Below are 15,759 nucleotides of genomic sequence, written 5' to 3' on the forward strand. Positions count from 1 at the left end.
GGGCGTGACGCGGACCTCGGTGGGTGTTGCCGGGGCTCCCTGGCCGTCGGTGAGGAGAGGCGGGCCGGTTCGGGTGACCGGCCACGAACCGAACAAAGCCATGTAGAACATCAACCGAAGCTGACGCTGAAACCGTCGCCTACACCACGCGAGACTCGGCCAGTGATCCATCACGGCCAGTGGGAGCGGACGTATTCGACAGCGTCCGCTGTGGTGAGAAGGCGGGTGGAGTTGTTCAAGCGCACGTAGAAGTCGCCATCGGAGCGCTGGCCTCGCATGAAGACTGGGGCACCTGCAGGGCGGACGTCGACTCGGCACACGTCGTGACCGTCGACCTCGGTGAACGAGACGCGCAACAACGAGGTAGCGACTTTGCCGAGGACCTGCGCGACCATGGTGGTGAGCCAGTTCTCATAGCCGTCTCGATCTCGGCGCTTCTGGTTGGCGAGGCGGTAGTCGTTGTCGAGGCCGACGGGCTGTCCGTCGTCGTCCACGCCGATGAGCAGGGTGCCGCCGTGGGCGTTGGCGAACCCGGCGATGGTCTTGGCGACGGCGAACTCGAGGTCCTTGTTCCGGTTGCCGGTTTGGTGGTCGTAGCAGGCGGAAGCCTTGAACTCGACCCACTTGTTCTCGCCTGCCGCCATCAACGACTCGGTGTCCCGCCCCGCCCCGTCGTCCGCAGCGGTCGGGGCGATCTCCTCCCCGGTGGCCTCTTCGGCAAGCTCGGCGTCGAGCTCCTCAGGCTGTTCGGGAACCTCGACCCAGTACTCGCGGCCGGTGTCACGTTCGATGTAGGAGAACGAGGTCTTGGCGTAGTCGTGGGCGGCGAGCTTCTTGAGCTGCTCCTTGACCCGGCGCCGACCCTCCAGCGCGAACTCGAGGTAGTCGCGCAGCTCGGCGCGGGTCCACTCCTCGTGCGGGTGCAGGAGCTTCAACAGCCCGGACACGGTCTTGCGAACGGCCTTCTCGTCACGGGCCGACAGGTGATCACCCAGCGCGAACTCGGTGTCGATGGCCCGCACGAACGACTGCTTGCGGAGCTGGCGGAGCGCTTCGGCGAAGTAGTCGGACACGAAGCCGTAGTGGTCGGTGAACAGCCGCTGTTCGAGCTTCGGTGCCTCCCAGCCGGGCAGGTAGAAGTGGAGCCGGTCGATGAAGGCCGGGTCGATCATGGCCTGGGGGAGGTCGGCGAACAGGTGGGCAGTGCGGACCAGCTCCTGGTGGGGCTTGCTGGTGTTGCCGATGAGCACGATCGATGCCTCGGCTGGCGTTTCTTCCTTGCCACGGGCGAACGACCCGGACTCCATGTAGTCCTTCAACATGTTGACCACGGTCGAGTCCGACATCTCGAGCCCGGCGACCTCGTCGAAGGCCACGACGTCCCAGGTGCCGAGCAGGCCGACGCGACCGGTGCCCATGTGCACGAACAGCTGGGCGATGGTGACCTTGCCGCCGGAAATCAAGATCGCGTTCGGTGACGATTCCCGGTAGACGAAGCTCTTGCCCGTGCCCCACGGCCCCAGCTCGATCAGGTTGTAGTTCCGCTCGGCCATCGGGATGAGCCGGGTGAGGGCGAGCAGCTTGCCCCGGGTGTCGTAGTGGGCGGGCTCGAGGCCGATCGAGCGCATCAACAGGTCCATCCAGGCCTCCCGGTCGAACGCCCGGCGACCCTCGAGGTAGTCGGCCATCGTGAACGCCGCCACCTGGATCGGCTTGAGGGCCTTGATGTAGAAGGGCCGCTTGGCCGGCTCGTCGTCATCGGCGTGGTAGATGAGGTCGAGCTGGCACCACACGCCGCCGCCGAGGAGCCGGTCGTACTTGTAGACCAGGTCTTCGGGGATGTGGACGAATCGCTCGCCGAAGTTGGCCAGGTGCGCCCAGTACTTGTCCTCGCTGGCGACGAGACGGACATCGACCTTGTCGATCAGCCGGTGTTGCCCCCGGCGCTTCACCTCCGCCTTGGTGCGTTCGGCCTCGTCGGGGCGGATGAAGTGCTCGGCGAGGGTCTGGCGGACCACCTCCAGCCCGGTCTGGATCGCGTCCGGGTCGTCGGACGCGCAGTACTTGCCGAGCAGGAACTCGAGCACGTACACGGGCACGTTGGAGCCGACCTTGACCTCACGGACAAGGTCCTTTCGCACGACCCGACCGGCGAAGACCGCGTTGGCGGACCGGTCGAGGTCATCCATCGGGGCGGTCACAGCTTCTCCTCTACCATGACCGGCGCGGCGACCGAGGCGACGGCGTCGGCGAGGCGGCGACCGGTGCGGGCGTCGAGCACCTGCAGCTCGACCTGGCTGTCACGATCAAGGTTCCGGGTGACCTGGAAGGTCAGGATGCTCGGACGGTCCCGTTCGACCGTCACCGACCCTGACGCGGCGTCGTAGCCGTCGCCGGACACCACCCGGGCCACCGGGTCGTTCCCGCCGGCACCTCGGGCGACCACCCGGAACGTAACCTGGTTGGTGAACAGGTCGCCGTGGAACTCGACCGTGGCGGCGAAGACCCCAGTGGTGATCCGACCGCCGGCGACGGCGACGGACAGATCGAGTTTCTGTGGCTCAGCGGCGGGTTCGAGATCGACCTCGATGACCGGCACAACCAGCTCCTGCGGGGAGAGCCCGCCGTGGAAGAACTGCTTGCCCCCGCTGGCTTTGAACACCGCCAGGCCTCGAGGGACGATCAGGTCCAGGTCGCTGCGCACCCCGAGGGACGCGAGCGGCACCCGGACGGTGCCCTCCGCAGTGGTGCCGCCCTTGCCGACCCAGCAGCGACGGTGCAGCTCCCCCTCACCGCCGATCGGCGCGTCGATCGTGCGGGCGTCACCCACCGCTTGGCTGAGCGCAACGAACCCATGGTCGGCGCAGATCACGACCCGGCCCACGCCGACCTGGCCGAGCTTGGCCACGGCGTTGGCGAGATCCTGCTTGACGGCCTCGAACTGGGGCCACGCCGCGTTCAGCATCCCGGACTCGCCCGCCGCGTCGATCTCCTGGCTGCGCACGAGCACGAGGTCGGCGCCCTTCAGCGCCCGGGCGAGCTCCTTCTCGCCCTGCTGGCTCACGGTGCTCAGCTCCAGGTTGGCCACCTTGCCGTGCGCGGCGCGCAACAGCTCGACCCGTTGCTCGACGGTGGCCACGGGCCGGTCCCCCACCGTCACCGCCACCGTGCCGCCCTCGAGGGACAGCGTGAGCCTCTCGGCCGCGGCCGGGGCGAGGTTCGCCATGCCGACCCTCGTGATCGTCGGGGCCGCCGCCGTGACCGCCGAGAGGGTGACCCGATCGGTGATGTCGTGGCGGATGGCGTCGGCCAGCTCCACCCCGAGCTCGAAGCGCAGGGCGTCCACCCACACGTACGCGGTGAGCACCTCCCGGCCCCGCACGAACTCGTCGTGCACCGAGCCCTGCGACCCGAGTCGCCCGCCGTCGAGGCCGCCATCGGCGAGCGCTTCGCTCACCTTCTCGAGCAGCGTGTCGAGCCAGGCCTCGTACCGGCGGCGGGCTCCGATGATGGCCTCCTCGAGCTCGCCGTAGGCCGGCAGCGCCAGCCGGGCGAGCTCCAGGCGCCGGTGGGCCCGGTCCACTTCCCAGCCGCGGGTGACGTACCAGTCGAACAGCTCCTCGGCTGCACCTGCGGGCACGGGGTTGGCCTCGACGGCGCGGTGCAGCCCGGCGATCGCTGCGATCACCCGCCATCGGTCTCCCCAGCGGACGCCACCCGGCCCGGCGGGCTGGTTCCGCCACACGTTCAGGTCCACCAACCGGGACTCCGCGATCTGGAACGCCCCTGACGCGTCACCCGCACCGAGCCGGCGGGTCGCCTCGGCGAGACAGACCTGCTCGACCGACGGCAGGGCCAGGCACGCCTCGAGCCCGTCCACCCAGCCCAGCAGGTCGGAGAGGGCCAGGTCCTCGTCGACCGTTCGGGCGGTCTCCAGGTAGGAGGCGACGCGCTCGGGCAGGTGCCGCCACTGGTGGAGCAGCTCACCGATGTGTCGCCGCTGCGGCGCAGAGGGCGCCACGAACGCCTGCTCGAGCGCATCGGGCAGCCCGCCGGCCACGCCGTGGAGCTCGGCGAGCAGCAGGTGGCGGGCGAGCGCACCCCGCAGCGCACCGCGCCCGCCGTCGAGCGCGCCGCCGTAGGCGTCCCGCAGGGTGGCCGCCACCTCGTCCCAGGCGTCCTCCGCGTCGACGGCGTCATCCCTGCTGCCGTCGAGCACGGCGAACGCCATCCTCTGCACGTCGGAGGTGCCGAAGATCGCGACCAACCGCACCCCCGCCGACGCTGCGCCGGTCGCAGCGACCTCGGCCTCTTCGAAGGTGCGAGCCTCCTTCGCAATCTGCTCGATGCGGGTTGCGGCGAGTTCGCCGGCCAGCGCGTTGCGGACCAGCGTGGCCAGCCGCCGCTTGTACTCCCGACCCGCCGCCCGGATCTCCGCCAGGGGATCATCGGCTGGCGGCAGCACCGGCGAGTACACGAGCAGCATCGGCGGCTCGTGACCGGAGAGCAGGTCCTCGACGGAGCGGCGGAGCGCGAACCAGCTCCCGTCGTAGACCACCAGCCGCACGTCCGGCGGGCAGACGGCGGCGACCACGCCTGGGTACTCGCCGTGCTCGTCCTGCCAGACCACGACCCCGGACTGGCGCAGCACCCGCCCGATCTCCTCGGCCAGAGCGTCGCGGAGCCGGCTCGTCACAGCTGGTCCGCCCACTTCGACACCGTTGACCAGTCGTACTTGCCGGCCCGCAGCTCGTCGCGGTAGGTGGCCAGCTCCTTGCACCACTGGGGGAACAGGTCCGCCAGGGGTGCTGCGCACAGCACGATCCCGTCATCGAGATCCGGCTCCCACCCCAAGCCGGCGATCCGCTCCGCCTCCTGCCGGAACCGGCGCAGCTCCTCCGCCAACTTGCGCTCGTCGTCGAGCGCCTTGTCCAGGGCTTTCGCACCCCGACCGCCGCCGGCCACCCGTTCGCGCTCCAGGCGCTCGATCTCCACCTCGGCGTGGCCTTCCCGGCGCAACGCCTCGGACGCCACCACGTACAACGTCTCCCGAGTGAGACGAGGCGCGTAGACCCACACCCCCCACTTGCCCGAGGGCACATAGAGCGGCCAGTAGATCGGAGCCTTGCGGCGGCTCTTGGAGTAGCGAGCCAGGTGCTCCTTGAAGAAGGCCTTGCGAACGTAGTCGCGGAGGGTGCGGCTCCCCAGCAGCGTGAGGGCTTCGGTCAGCCAGCCACTTGCGTCCTTCAGTGCTAGGGCATCGGCGTCCTCAACACGCTGGACGATGTCGGCGACGTGTCCTGCCTCGTCGAGTAGCACCCCGGTGAGCGGGAAGTCGAGGGGATAGTCCGCCGGCACTTCAGTGACCGGCAGGCCGTCCTGGGCGACGAGCATTCCCGGCGCACATGACGGTGGTGGTGCCAGAGGGTCGATCGACACCGGCCTACCATCGCCCCGAACATCCCAACGCCCGAAGGCGACCCCGACCAGCCAGCTGACGTAACGGCTCGCCCCGGAGTGAAGTACGTCCTCCGGGGCGGCCGCCGACGTCAGGTGAGAACACGCTGCATCCAGGGCGAGGTTCTGGTCGCGTGCGGTCGTTTCCAATCGTTCGCACAAGAGATACGGACCCAGTGGCGTGACGGCATGCTCCCCCTGCCCCGCGTCGATGCCTGGTTGGTCGGACCAGAACGGCGGACCGAGCTGAGACTCCAGGTACTCGGCTGCGCCCTCATCGATCCCGAGCGCCTCCTCGAGCTCTGCGTACGCCTCTCCAAGGCCTATGAGCGCTTCTGCTGCCCCCGAGACCACGCTCACGAACTGGCGACCCAATTCGTCCATCAACGAGCCGCTCGCCCAACTGAGTGGCGACTCGAAACGGAGGCACACCTCGTCACGGCGGTCTTCCGCTGCCCTGGTCTCAACTGCGATCGAGACTGCGTCAGCGAGCGCGATCGCTACCGACTCCGGTATTGCAGCGAGCAAGTCGGGCACCTTCTTGACAGCCCCGACCTCATAAGCGCCGAAGGTGGTGACCGCTCCGAGAGAAAGCATTGCCGGCCGGGAGAGCAATGCGCCAAGGCATGCCAGGGTGCGATCGGCTCCGAGGAAGATGGCTGGGCCCTTATGACCGAAGATGCAGCCACCGGGGAGGAGGCGCGGGTTGAAGCCAGCTTGGCTGCGAAGCGGCCAGGTGAGGCCGGGGTTGAAGTAGTACTGGCTGTTCCGGATCACGGATCCGGGGAAGTCGGCGAGGGACTCGCCGTCGTTGGCCCAGTCGACCAGGAGGTGGATGTCGGACCAGAACGGTGAGTACTCGCCTCCTTTGGCGAACGGCACCCAGCGTTTGCCGGCGTGGGTCTCGTCGCGGGAGTGCGCGATCTTCGCGGGGTCGACCTCCCAGGCGAGACGCAGGAACCGGAAGTCGTCACCGGTTGCGAGGCCTTGGCGGACCTCGGCACCGTTGCCTTCGAGGGGTGGGAGGTCGGTGAACAGCCGGCGGATGCTGTCGCCCATCCAGTAGGCGAGCGGTGCGCCGGGGATGGCGGTGAGGTCGTGCTTGGCGACCCGGAAGACGCGGTCATCGTGGGTGCCGGCGCGTTCGTGGCCGATGGCGTCGCCGAGTGCGCTGGCCCGGTCGGTGTCCTTGAGGAGTCGGACGAAGGTGGTGGTGTCGGTGTCGCGGCTGCGGCGGGCGTCGATGACGTAGGCGGCGGCTTCGACGAGGGCTTGTTCCATGACGCCGTAGCCGAGGTCGGCGACGGTGCGCAGGCGGTAGCCGACCAGGATCTGGGTGCGGAAGTCTTCGAAGGTCTTGAGGAACATGCAGGCCCGGGAGGTGATGGCGCCGGTGGCGCCGGTGGGCTTGCACAGCTCGAGCCCGCGACCGACGAAGAGGGCGAGCAGGTTGGTGTCTTTGCTGGGTGCCCACGGATAGGTGGATTTGAGGTAGGGCTTGGTGACGGCGACGGGTTCCCCGAAGGGGGGGTTCATGAGGACGACGTCGTAACGGTGGCGGAGAGCATCGACGAAGCGGATGGCGTCGTTGGCTTCGGCGGCGAAGAGCCGTTCGGCGGGGGTGGAGGTGGTTTGGTCGGCGATCCGCCGCAGGACGGTGAGCACGTCGGCCTCCGCCCGCTCGAACGAGTCTTCGGCGACACCGGCCGCAGCGAAGAGGGTGCCGTCGGTGTCATCGGCGCCGGCGACCCGGGCGCGGATCTCGCCGGCGAGGCGCTCTTCGACTTTCAGGAGCGGGCCGAGCACCGGGGCTTGATCGAGGGCGTCACGCATCGCAGCGACCAGCTGGCGGCGATCCTCGGGAAGCCCGGCGAGGAGGGTGTCCCAGCCTTCGGCGGGTTCCGGCAGGGCCCGGGCACAGATGATGTTCGGCGTCGGGAGCTCGTGGTGGCGGCAGGCACGGCGGGCTCGGAAGATGAGGGCAGCCGCAGCGACCTGGGCACAACGGGGGTCGATGTCGATGCCCCACAGGGAGGCCACGATGTGGGGCGCAGCGGCCTCGGGTTCGACGCCGGCGTGGTGCCAGGCGCGCTCCAGCACGTCGTAGGCGCCGAGCAGGAAGTGCCCGGACCCGCAGGCGGGGTCGAGGACCCGAACCTCGGCCAGCTCGACGGGCTCGCCGGGGTCGGTTGGCGGATCGAGCAGGAGCGGGAGGTCATCGACCATCGGTGAGCTGGGGTCGGCGTCGAGGAGGCGGCGGCCGAGGGAGTTGTGGACGAGGAAATCGACGACGTAGCGGGGGGTGAAGAACTGGTTGCGGACCGCCAGCTCTCGGGAACTGCGGGGCGACGCTGAGGCATCTCGCATTGCGCGGCGTTCGTCACCGCTGTTGAAGAACTGGTACGCCCACCCCAGCGCGTCGGGGGCGTCCCACACCGGGGCAAGGTCCGCGGCGGTGAGCAGTTCGACGAGCTCGTCGAAGGCGGCGGGGGACGGCGCCAGCGCGAGGAGCGGGTTGCGGGGGTCGAACAGCTGGGGGAGGTCGGCGGCGAGCTCGTCGCCGCACAGCTGGAGATAGCGCCAGTACCCCCCGGAGGCGTCGTGCGCCAGCAGCGGTGCGACCTCGAGCAGCTCCCGGTAGCCGGCGGAGGCCGGACCGGCGGCGAGCGATTCCGGGAGCAGGCCGATGGCTTCGGCGATGCGGATCGCGACGAGCCGGTTGAGGTGGGTGAACGCGGCTTCCCGCACGAGCCGGGCCACGGCGGCGGGGTGGTCGGGTTCCTCGCCCCGGAGGAAGTGGAGGACATCGACCAGGTCCCGTCGAGCGGCGAGACCATCGGGATCGAGGTGGAGGTTGGCCTCGTCCTCGATCGTGCCGTCGACGAGGTGGATGCCGAATCGCCCTTCGGCGTGACGGGCGAGATCCTCCTCGAGGAGGCGGCGGGCGCGCTGGATGAACCGTTCGAGGGCGCTGCGGGCGGCCTGGCCGAGGGCGCCGGTCATTTGAGGCGCACCTGCTTGCCCTCGGCGAGCGCCTCGATGGCCGCATTGCGGATCCGTTCGAGGACGGCGTCGAGCTCGTCCTCGGTGGCGACGAGCCTGCCGGCGAGCTCGGCGACGGCGATGTGGACGACCTTGCCCTTGGCGGCGATCTCGTCGAGCTGCCGTTCGATCCTGGTGGCCCGGCCGTCGGCGGCGTCGAGGTCGGAGGCGAGCCGAGCGAGGTCCGAGGCGCTGGGCTCGTCGGGCGGGGTCAGCTCCACGAGCGGGCGGAGCGCTTCGTCGACCACGGCGTCGTCGAGCTCGCGGTAGCGGTCCCGGAGACGCTGGCGGAGCTGTTCGAGCTTCCGGGCCAGCTCGGCGGCGGTGGTGGCGGCAGCCTGGGTGCGGTGAGCACGGAGCCGTTCGGTGATTGCTCGAACGCGGGCGATGCCGGTTGCGAGGTCGTCACCGTCGAGCAGGTCTGCCAGCTCGGCACGCTCGGCGACGAGCTCGGGGGGGAGGTGGTCGTCCCCGAGGCGGAGCTGCTCCTGGGCGCTGCGCAGGGTCTCCAGGTCCTGCTCGAGGAGCGTGTCGAGGGCTTCGAGCAGCGCACGCCCGGCGGTGAGCTCGGTCCAGGACTGCGCGGCGGTGGTCACGGTCTCGCTGTCGGAGCCCGCCTGGATGCGCTCGAGGATGCCGGTGGTGCGGGACACCGGTTCGGGCACGCGCAGGCCGGCGCCTCGCAGCCCGGCGCTCACCCGGCTGGCGATCTGCACGTCGCTGGCGAAGGTGGTGCGCACGAGCTGCGCGAGCTGGTCGGTGGCGATCGGTGGCTTGCTGCCGAGCAGCTCCCCCAGCCGCTCGGCCAGCTCGGCCCGCACGTCGAGCGCGACGTCGTCGCCGATGGGCGGCACGAACGACGCCGACCGGAACTGCGGGAGCGAACCGAACACCCGGTCGAGGCGGGCGTCCCCGCTGTCGCGGATCCGGGCACCCTGGTGGATCACCTCGATGAGCCCGGCGCGGATACCGGCGGCGAGCACGGCCTGGACGACCTCCACGGGGGCACCGAACGGCGGCGCGCCGAAGACGCTCTCGAGGTGCTTGCCGGTCGCTTCGTTGCCGTAGGCGGCACGCTCGCGGATCTCGGTGAGCACGGCGAGGAGCGGGTCCTGGTCAGCGACGACCTGCTCCCCGGTCGGGGTCGTGCGGGTGAGGCCGATCCCTTCCTCCCGCAGGTCGGGGCGGATGCCGTCGAGGTTGTCGGCACGTAGGACCGCGAGCACGTCGCTCGGCCCGATGTTGGCGGAGAACTGGTCGATGCGCTCGTAGATCTCCTCGAGGTGGTCACCGATCGCCTTCTGGGCGGCGGCGCGCAGGGCCCCCGAGGGGGCGTCCTCCACGACGCCGCGGAAGATGACCTGCCCGGCGTTGAGGTCGCGGGCGAGCCGTTCCGAAGCGAGCCGCTCCCAGCGAGCGAGCCGTGCGCGCTCCTCGCCGAGCAGCTCGACCTCCGACGCGGTCTTGGACGGCGTGTCCTTGCGCTCGATCATCGTCCGGCTGCGATGCAGCTCCCGGATCGCGTCGTAGGTGTCGGGGGCCTCGCTGAACACCCAGGTCACGCGGTCTCTGGCGGCGACCTCGCGGGAGAGGGTGCGCAGGTCGGCGCGGCGGGTGCTGTCGGCCTCCTCGATGTGCAGGGCGAGATCGCCGTCGATGACCTTCTCCCCCTCCACGGTCACCTCGACCTTGAAGGTCTTGCCCCGTTGCACGCTGAGGCCGGCCAAGGCGTCCTTGAGCAGCAGGCGGCGGAGCCGCGTGCTGTCCGCCGGGCGGGGGTCGATCTGGCGACGGGTCTTCTCCCAGTTCTTCTGCTCGGCGGACTGGAGCTGGTAGCCGTCGTCGCCGGCGCGGAGCCGGTCGTCGTCGACGAGGTGGTCGCACGCCGTGCGCACCTCGGTGAGGATCGATTCGGCGTCGACGGAGGGGTGCAGCAGCACCGCGAGGTTCTCGGCGCTCAGCGGAAGCGCCCCGACGTCGCTGCACAGGGCGACCGCCTTCAGCACCCGCACCTCGGTGCTGTCGGTGCCGTACTTGGCGGCGACCTGTTCGACCTCGCTCTGCCAGGCGGTGGGGATGACGCTCTCGAGCAGGTCATAGGCCCGATCGATGGTGACCAGGGCACCCACCTCGGCATCACCGAGCCCGGCCCTGGGGTCGACGACGAGCTGCTGGGCGAGCTTGATGATCGTGCGGTTCGAGCCACCCAGGATCGGGGACGCCCCACCGTGGGCCCGACGGGCGGAGACGGCGTCGATGAGCAGTTGCACCTGGTACGGCAGGAGGGGGTAGAGGCGGACGATGTCGTCTACGCCCGGATCCGTCCCCCGGGTGGCGGAGCTGAGGCGGGTGTTGGCGAGGAGCTTGTTGCGGTTGGGCTCGACGACGGCGCGCACGGCCTCTTGGCCGGCTGCGGTCTTGTCGAGCACCCTCCGGCTGGTGACCTCTTCGATGTCGCTCGGCAAGAGGTCGACACGGATCGGGAAGCGGTCCTGTACCCGGGCCAGCTCGACCCGCTTGCCCTCGAGGCTGTCCACGACGTCATCGAGCCGCTCCTGGGAGGTGACGACCAGCCACAGCGGCCCACGCCGCTTCTGCAGGGCTTCGGCGAGTCCTTGCAGGTCGAGCATCCGGTCCACGCTGCGGGCCACGTACTGCTCGACCTCGTCCACCACGAACAGCAGGCGGCGGGCCTCGCCACCTCGGCGTTCGAGCAGACGCAGCGCCCGCTCGGCGAACCAGTTGTGGGTGACCACAGGTTCCTGGGCGGTCTTAGCCCACGAGTCGGCGCTGGGGTAGGTGTCGGGGCGCAGCAGATGCATGGCGTGGCTTGCCTCGGCCCTCGCGAGCCCGACGTTTCGGCGCTCGGTCCAGGGCTTGTGGCCGGTCGAGACCTCGACGAAGCGCTTCTCGAACACGGCGAGCTGGCCGTCGCCCTCGAGGTCGAACTCCAGCTCGGCGAGCAGGAGGTTGCGGGAGTAGCCGAGACGTTCGAGCAGCGCCCGGTACAGGGGCAGCACGATGCTCTCACCTTCCCTGGCGACGTTACGGCCCGTGGAGAGATCGACGAACACGGTGAGCGTCGGCGCCTGCGTGTGGGCGGTGTTGAGCAGGGCCTGCACCTTCGGAACGTCGGTGCGCTCGGCGAACCGCTCGAGCGCGCTGCGGCCGGAGACGATCGGGTTCTCGATCAGGTAACCGAGCATCTTGGCGAAGCTGGACTTGCCCGAGCCGAAGAACCCGCTCACCCACACGTTCGTGCGTTCGGAGGGGTTGTTGATCGTCTCCTGGTAGACGTCGAGGACGTCCTCGAGGCGGTCTCGGATGTGGTTGGTGGCGACGTACTCGTCGATCTCGGCGGCGACGATCGCCTCGTCAGCGAGGTCGACCTTGATGACCTCCTCGATCGTGCAGTCGATCGGTCGGCGGAACAGCTCTGCGATCTTCATGCGGTCTCCCCCCGTGGGACGATGCGGGCGCGGTAGCCGTACGCGGGCTCGCAGCGCGCCATGAAGCTCAACCCGAACTCGCCGACGACCCGGCCCGGGTACAGCAGGGTGACCGGCAGGCGGATGTCGGCCCGCAGATCGTCGAGCAACGTAGAGGTGCGGTAGGCGGGGTACAGCGCGCCCGCCCGGTACAGGAACACCGCCGTCCGATCGTCACAGCTCGCCACTTCGGCGCGCACCCGGTCGGGGAGGCTCGGCTCGTCCCGCAGCACCTCACCGACCGCCTCGTACACCTCGGCCAGGGCATCCGGGTCCCCGGCCGCATCGCGCTCGGCCCGGATCAGTTGCTCCATCCACCCGGCGTCCTCGAGTGCCGCCCAGAGCAGCCGGGCGAGTGAGATCGCCGCCACGTTGACCCTGCGCTCGGCGGCACCCAGCCAGAGGCGGAGCTCGTCGAGCTCACGGCGGACCTCCCACTCGGCGGTCGGGTCGTACACGTACAGCTGGAACGGGGGATCTCCCCCACCCTCGAAGAACTCGACGATCCGCTCTCCGATCCCGAGGAGCGGTTCAGGCGGCGGCACGGGCCACCTCCACCAGGTCCTCCACCCGCCAGTCGATCCGTGCGGCACTCCCGGCGCGGGCGTAGTGCAGGACGCCGAGCCGGTCGGCCTGGGTGAACAGGTCGTGCAACCAGCGCTCGTCGAGCAGCCAGCGTCGCCAGATCCTGCTCGCGAGGAGTGCCCGACCTGACGCGCCCTGCTCGTGCTCCCGGAACGCCACGTAGGAGAAGCCGTGGACCGACATCCCCGGGGGGTTGAACTCCTTGCGGACGGCGCCTCGGAGCACCCCGAAGTCCCGCAGCGCCGCGAGCAGGCCCTGCGCGACCTTCGTCCGGACCGTGTCGGTCAACACCGGCAGCTCACCGGCTTCCGTGAGGCCGGCCAGCCAGTCCCTGACCTCCTCGACCGTGACCCCGACCCGGCCTTGGGCATGCCAGTCGTAGATCGGGCCCTCCGCGAAGGCGGCGAGGAGGCGATCGTCGCGTGCCGTCTCGTAGAAGCACGCCTCCCGGAAGGCTTTCGGGTCACCCAGCAGGGCCCGCAGGGCCGGGATCACCTGCTCCCCCGGGGCCACGAAGCGCGGCGCCAGGATACGCCCGAGCACGTCGTCGCTCCGCTTTTTGGACGTCTTGCCGAGCAGGTTGCCCTCGGCGATGCGCCGGAGGTTCTCCCGAGGGTCCGCATCGTCATCCCAGACCTCGACCAGCCGTCTCGTGTCCTCCAACATCGCTCCGCCCTTCTGGATGTTGACGGTGAACATCAGCGGGCCAGATCGAAGTACGGGGGCCGCAGACCGGCGTCCTGGTCGAGGTAGGCCGCAGCGAGCAACCGGGCGTACGCGCCGAGGCCGGCGGGGTCGGCGAGCTCCTCGGCGGAGATCTGCCCAAGCAGCAGTCCGTCGCCGACGGGCTCGCCGCCCGGGTGGGCGCCGACCCGGTCGCGCAGCTGCGCCACGGCGGTGTCCGTGTCCCACTCGGCGAGCGTGTCGAACAGCGGGTCGGGCGGCAGGGTCTTCTGCTCGGCCAGCCACGCCTCGGCCCACCGGCGGAACGGCAGCATCGACGAGAACAGGTGAAGCGCGCTCGGTCGCCCGAGCAGGTCGTCGTGGCGGTGGGCCGCCGAGACGACGTCGAGCTCGAGGGCCGCCGCCCGGTAGGTGCGGGGGAACGCCCGGCTCAACACGTACCTCCCGCCCCTTCCGAGCCCGTGCGAGCGCCACCAGCCGCGCAGGGACTGCTCGCCGAGACGAGCGATCCCGAGCACCAGGAAGATGGCCTCGTTCGTCCGCAAGTCGGTTGCCGACATCGACCCCTCATCATTGCCTACGCCTACGCCCCCTCGCCTGCGCCCGGCTGGAGGAGACCGTCGGCCCCTCCGGCGAGTGACGGGCGATCAGGTCCGCCCTCTCCCATGGAAAGACCTTGATGACGGCCGGTGGGCCGGTACGCTCGGACGGTCGACTGGGAGAGGGGACGTGACGGAGGGCAAGGATCCGCTGCGGTTCGAGACGCCGCTGTACACGGTCGCCGAGGCAGCTCGGTTCCTCGGGGTGCCGGCGAGCACGCTGCGCACGTGGGCCCACGGCTATCAGCGGCGGCCGAGAGGCCGGCGGCCGGTGACGGGAGGCCCGATCCTAACGACGGTCAACGCCCAGCGTCGCCATCCGAACATCCCCTTCGTCGGCCTCGTCGAGGGCACGGTGGCTGCCGCCTTCCGCCGTGCAGGCGTGTCGATGCAGCACATGCGGCGGGCGCTCGAGGTCCTCGAGGCGGAGATCGGCGTGGAGCATGCCCTGGCTTCCCGCAAGCTCTACACCGACGGCGCCCAGATCCTGTACGACTACGCGACCACCGAGGACGACGAGGAGTTGACCGTCGTGGTCGGCGGCCAGCGGGTCTTCCACGACGTCATCCGTGACTACCTTCAGCTCATCTCGTACGCCGACGACGGGTGGGCCGAGCGCCTCGTGCTCCCCATCACCCAGCGGCGGGTGGTCGAGTGCGACCCGGCCCGCGGATTCGGGCGCCCGCTGTTCATCGTCGGAGGGGCACCGATGGACGACGTGCTCGACCGGTTGCGGGCCGGGGAGCCGCTCCAGGACGTGGCGAAGGACTTCGACCTGCGCGCCGAGGACGTCGAAGACGTGATCCGTGCCGCCCTCCCCCACGCCGCCTGACCCTCCCGAGTTCTTCGTCGATCGGAGCCTGGGACGGCACCTCCTGCCCAATGCGCTGCGCAGGGCTGGCTTCACGGTGCACACGATGGCCGAGGTCTACGGCGAAGATGATGCCCAGATGGTGAAGGACGAGGTCTGGCTCCTCCACGCCGCCGAGCAGGACTGGGTGGTCTTCACCAAGGACGATGCCATCCGCCGGCGTCCGGCCGAGCTGGCCATGGTCGAGAAGCACGCCGTGAAGATGTTCTGCCTCACCAACGCCAACCGCACAGGACCAGAACAGTGCGACCTCTTCCTGACCAACATGAAGCGCATCATCCGTCGAGCGCAACGGCGCGGGCCCTGGATCGATGGCGTATACGCGGACAGCGTGCGCCAGCTGTGGCCGGCCCGAGGATCGGCGCGCTGACCATCGCTCTCTCGCCGATCAATCGGTTCAACCGTGGTCCACCGACGTGCGCGTTCATTCCCCGCTGGTCCTCGCGCCGCGGCGCCCGACGAGCGCTGGCTCACCGACATGACCGAGCGCCGCTACCACGAAGACAAGCTCCTCCCCCGCACCATCAAAGACCTGTGGTCAACCGAATCATGGGCTACTCCATCGACTCGAGGGTGCAAACCGGTCTCGCCTTCAACACCCTCGGCTCGCGCGCCCCACGGTCACGCACAGCCACCTGCCCCTGGTCGACGCGCTCCCACCGCTGGGCCCAACGGGCCAGACCGCCTCACCGGTACCAGCCGACCACGTCAGCGATGAGGTGAACGTACCTGCGGTTGCTGGACACGGCGGCCGCCCCACCGGTGCCGCTGCTCGTCACCACGAGCCCGAAGATCGTCTGGCCTCGACCCAGTCGAGCACCCACACGAGCGGCTGGGCCGCTCCGGCAGGCCACACGTTGGTCGAGCGGTACAGAGTGGACACGGTGGGCCGTCACGTTCATCACCACCGCCGCCGCGTCCGCCAGCACACCACCCCGGCCCCGCCCGAAAGCATCGCGCTGACGCGCAGGACCTCACGGGTGGGCTACCCGCCGGTGCCGCTGCGGGAGTCGAGGATGCGTGCAGGAGAGGC

The 15,759-nt window shown here is 69.9% G+C and carries 9 protein-coding genes; 2 read left to right on the forward strand and 7 right to left on the reverse strand.

What is annotated here, in order from left to right:
* Nucleotides 1-170 precede the first annotated feature (170 nt).
* The 7 genes from brxL to HZF19_RS05010 are packed head-to-tail and all read right to left on the reverse strand — an operon-like array spanning nt 171 to nt 13,816.
* Complete coding sequence (gene brxL / locus HZF19_RS04980; protein WP_208027648.1) at nt 171-2,201, reverse strand: protease Lon-related BREX system protein BrxL; 2,031 nt, start codon at nt 2,199-2,201, stop codon at nt 171-173.
* Complete coding sequence (locus tag HZF19_RS04985; protein ID WP_208027649.1) at nt 2,198-4,696, reverse strand: PglZ domain-containing protein; 2,499 nt, start codon at nt 4,694-4,696, stop codon at nt 2,198-2,200. Before HZF19_RS04985 ends, brxL begins: the two co-directional genes overlap by 4 nt.
* Nucleotides 4,693-8,460 (reverse strand): Eco57I restriction-modification methylase domain-containing protein, encoded by a 3,768-nt coding sequence (locus HZF19_RS04990; protein WP_208027650.1) that lies wholly within the window; start codon nt 8,458-8,460, stop codon nt 4,693-4,695. Before HZF19_RS04990 ends, HZF19_RS04985 begins: the two co-directional genes overlap by 4 nt.
* Nucleotides 8,457-11,948 (reverse strand): BREX system P-loop protein BrxC, encoded by a 3,492-nt coding sequence (brxC, locus tag HZF19_RS04995; protein WP_208027651.1) that lies wholly within the window; start codon nt 11,946-11,948, stop codon nt 8,457-8,459. Before brxC ends, HZF19_RS04990 begins: the two co-directional genes overlap by 4 nt.
* Entirely contained in the window at nt 11,945-12,532 is a 588-nt protein-coding gene (locus HZF19_RS16235) for a BREX protein BrxB domain-containing protein (RefSeq protein WP_208027652.1), read from the reverse strand. The genes brxC and HZF19_RS16235 overlap by 4 nt, the downstream gene beginning before the upstream one ends.
* On the reverse strand, nt 12,519-13,271 hold the full coding sequence (locus tag HZF19_RS05005; protein WP_208027653.1) for a BrxA family protein: 753 nt from the start codon (nt 13,269-13,271) through the stop codon (nt 12,519-12,521). The genes HZF19_RS16235 and HZF19_RS05005 overlap by 14 nt, the downstream gene beginning before the upstream one ends.
* Nucleotides 13,271-13,816 carry a BrxE family protein gene (locus HZF19_RS05010; protein ID WP_208027654.1) on the reverse strand — a complete coding sequence of 182 codons (546 nt, stop codon included), beginning with the start codon at nt 13,814-13,816 and terminating at the stop codon, nt 13,271-13,273. Before HZF19_RS05010 ends, HZF19_RS05005 begins: the two co-directional genes overlap by 1 nt.
* Nucleotides 13,817-13,985: 169 nt before the next feature.
* Here HZF19_RS05010 and HZF19_RS17065 point away from each other — a divergent pair, with 169 nt between their 5' ends.
* Together HZF19_RS17065 and HZF19_RS05020 are read left to right on the forward strand one after the other, a co-directional pair.
* Nucleotides 13,986-14,687 (forward strand): DUF433 domain-containing protein, encoded by a 702-nt coding sequence (locus HZF19_RS17065; protein WP_208027655.1) that lies wholly within the window; start codon nt 13,986-13,988, stop codon nt 14,685-14,687.
* Nucleotides 14,662-15,096 (forward strand): PIN-like domain-containing protein, encoded by a 435-nt coding sequence (locus HZF19_RS05020; RefSeq protein ID WP_208027656.1) that lies wholly within the window; start codon nt 14,662-14,664, stop codon nt 15,094-15,096. Before HZF19_RS17065 ends, HZF19_RS05020 begins: the two co-directional genes overlap by 26 nt.
* Nucleotides 15,097-15,759: the final 663 nt, after the last annotated feature.

The sequence above is a fragment of the Rhabdothermincola sediminis genome (genome assembly GCF_014805525.1).
GTDB lineage: Bacteria > Actinomycetota > Acidimicrobiia > Acidimicrobiales > Acidimicrobilacustridaceae > Rhabdothermincola > Rhabdothermincola sediminis.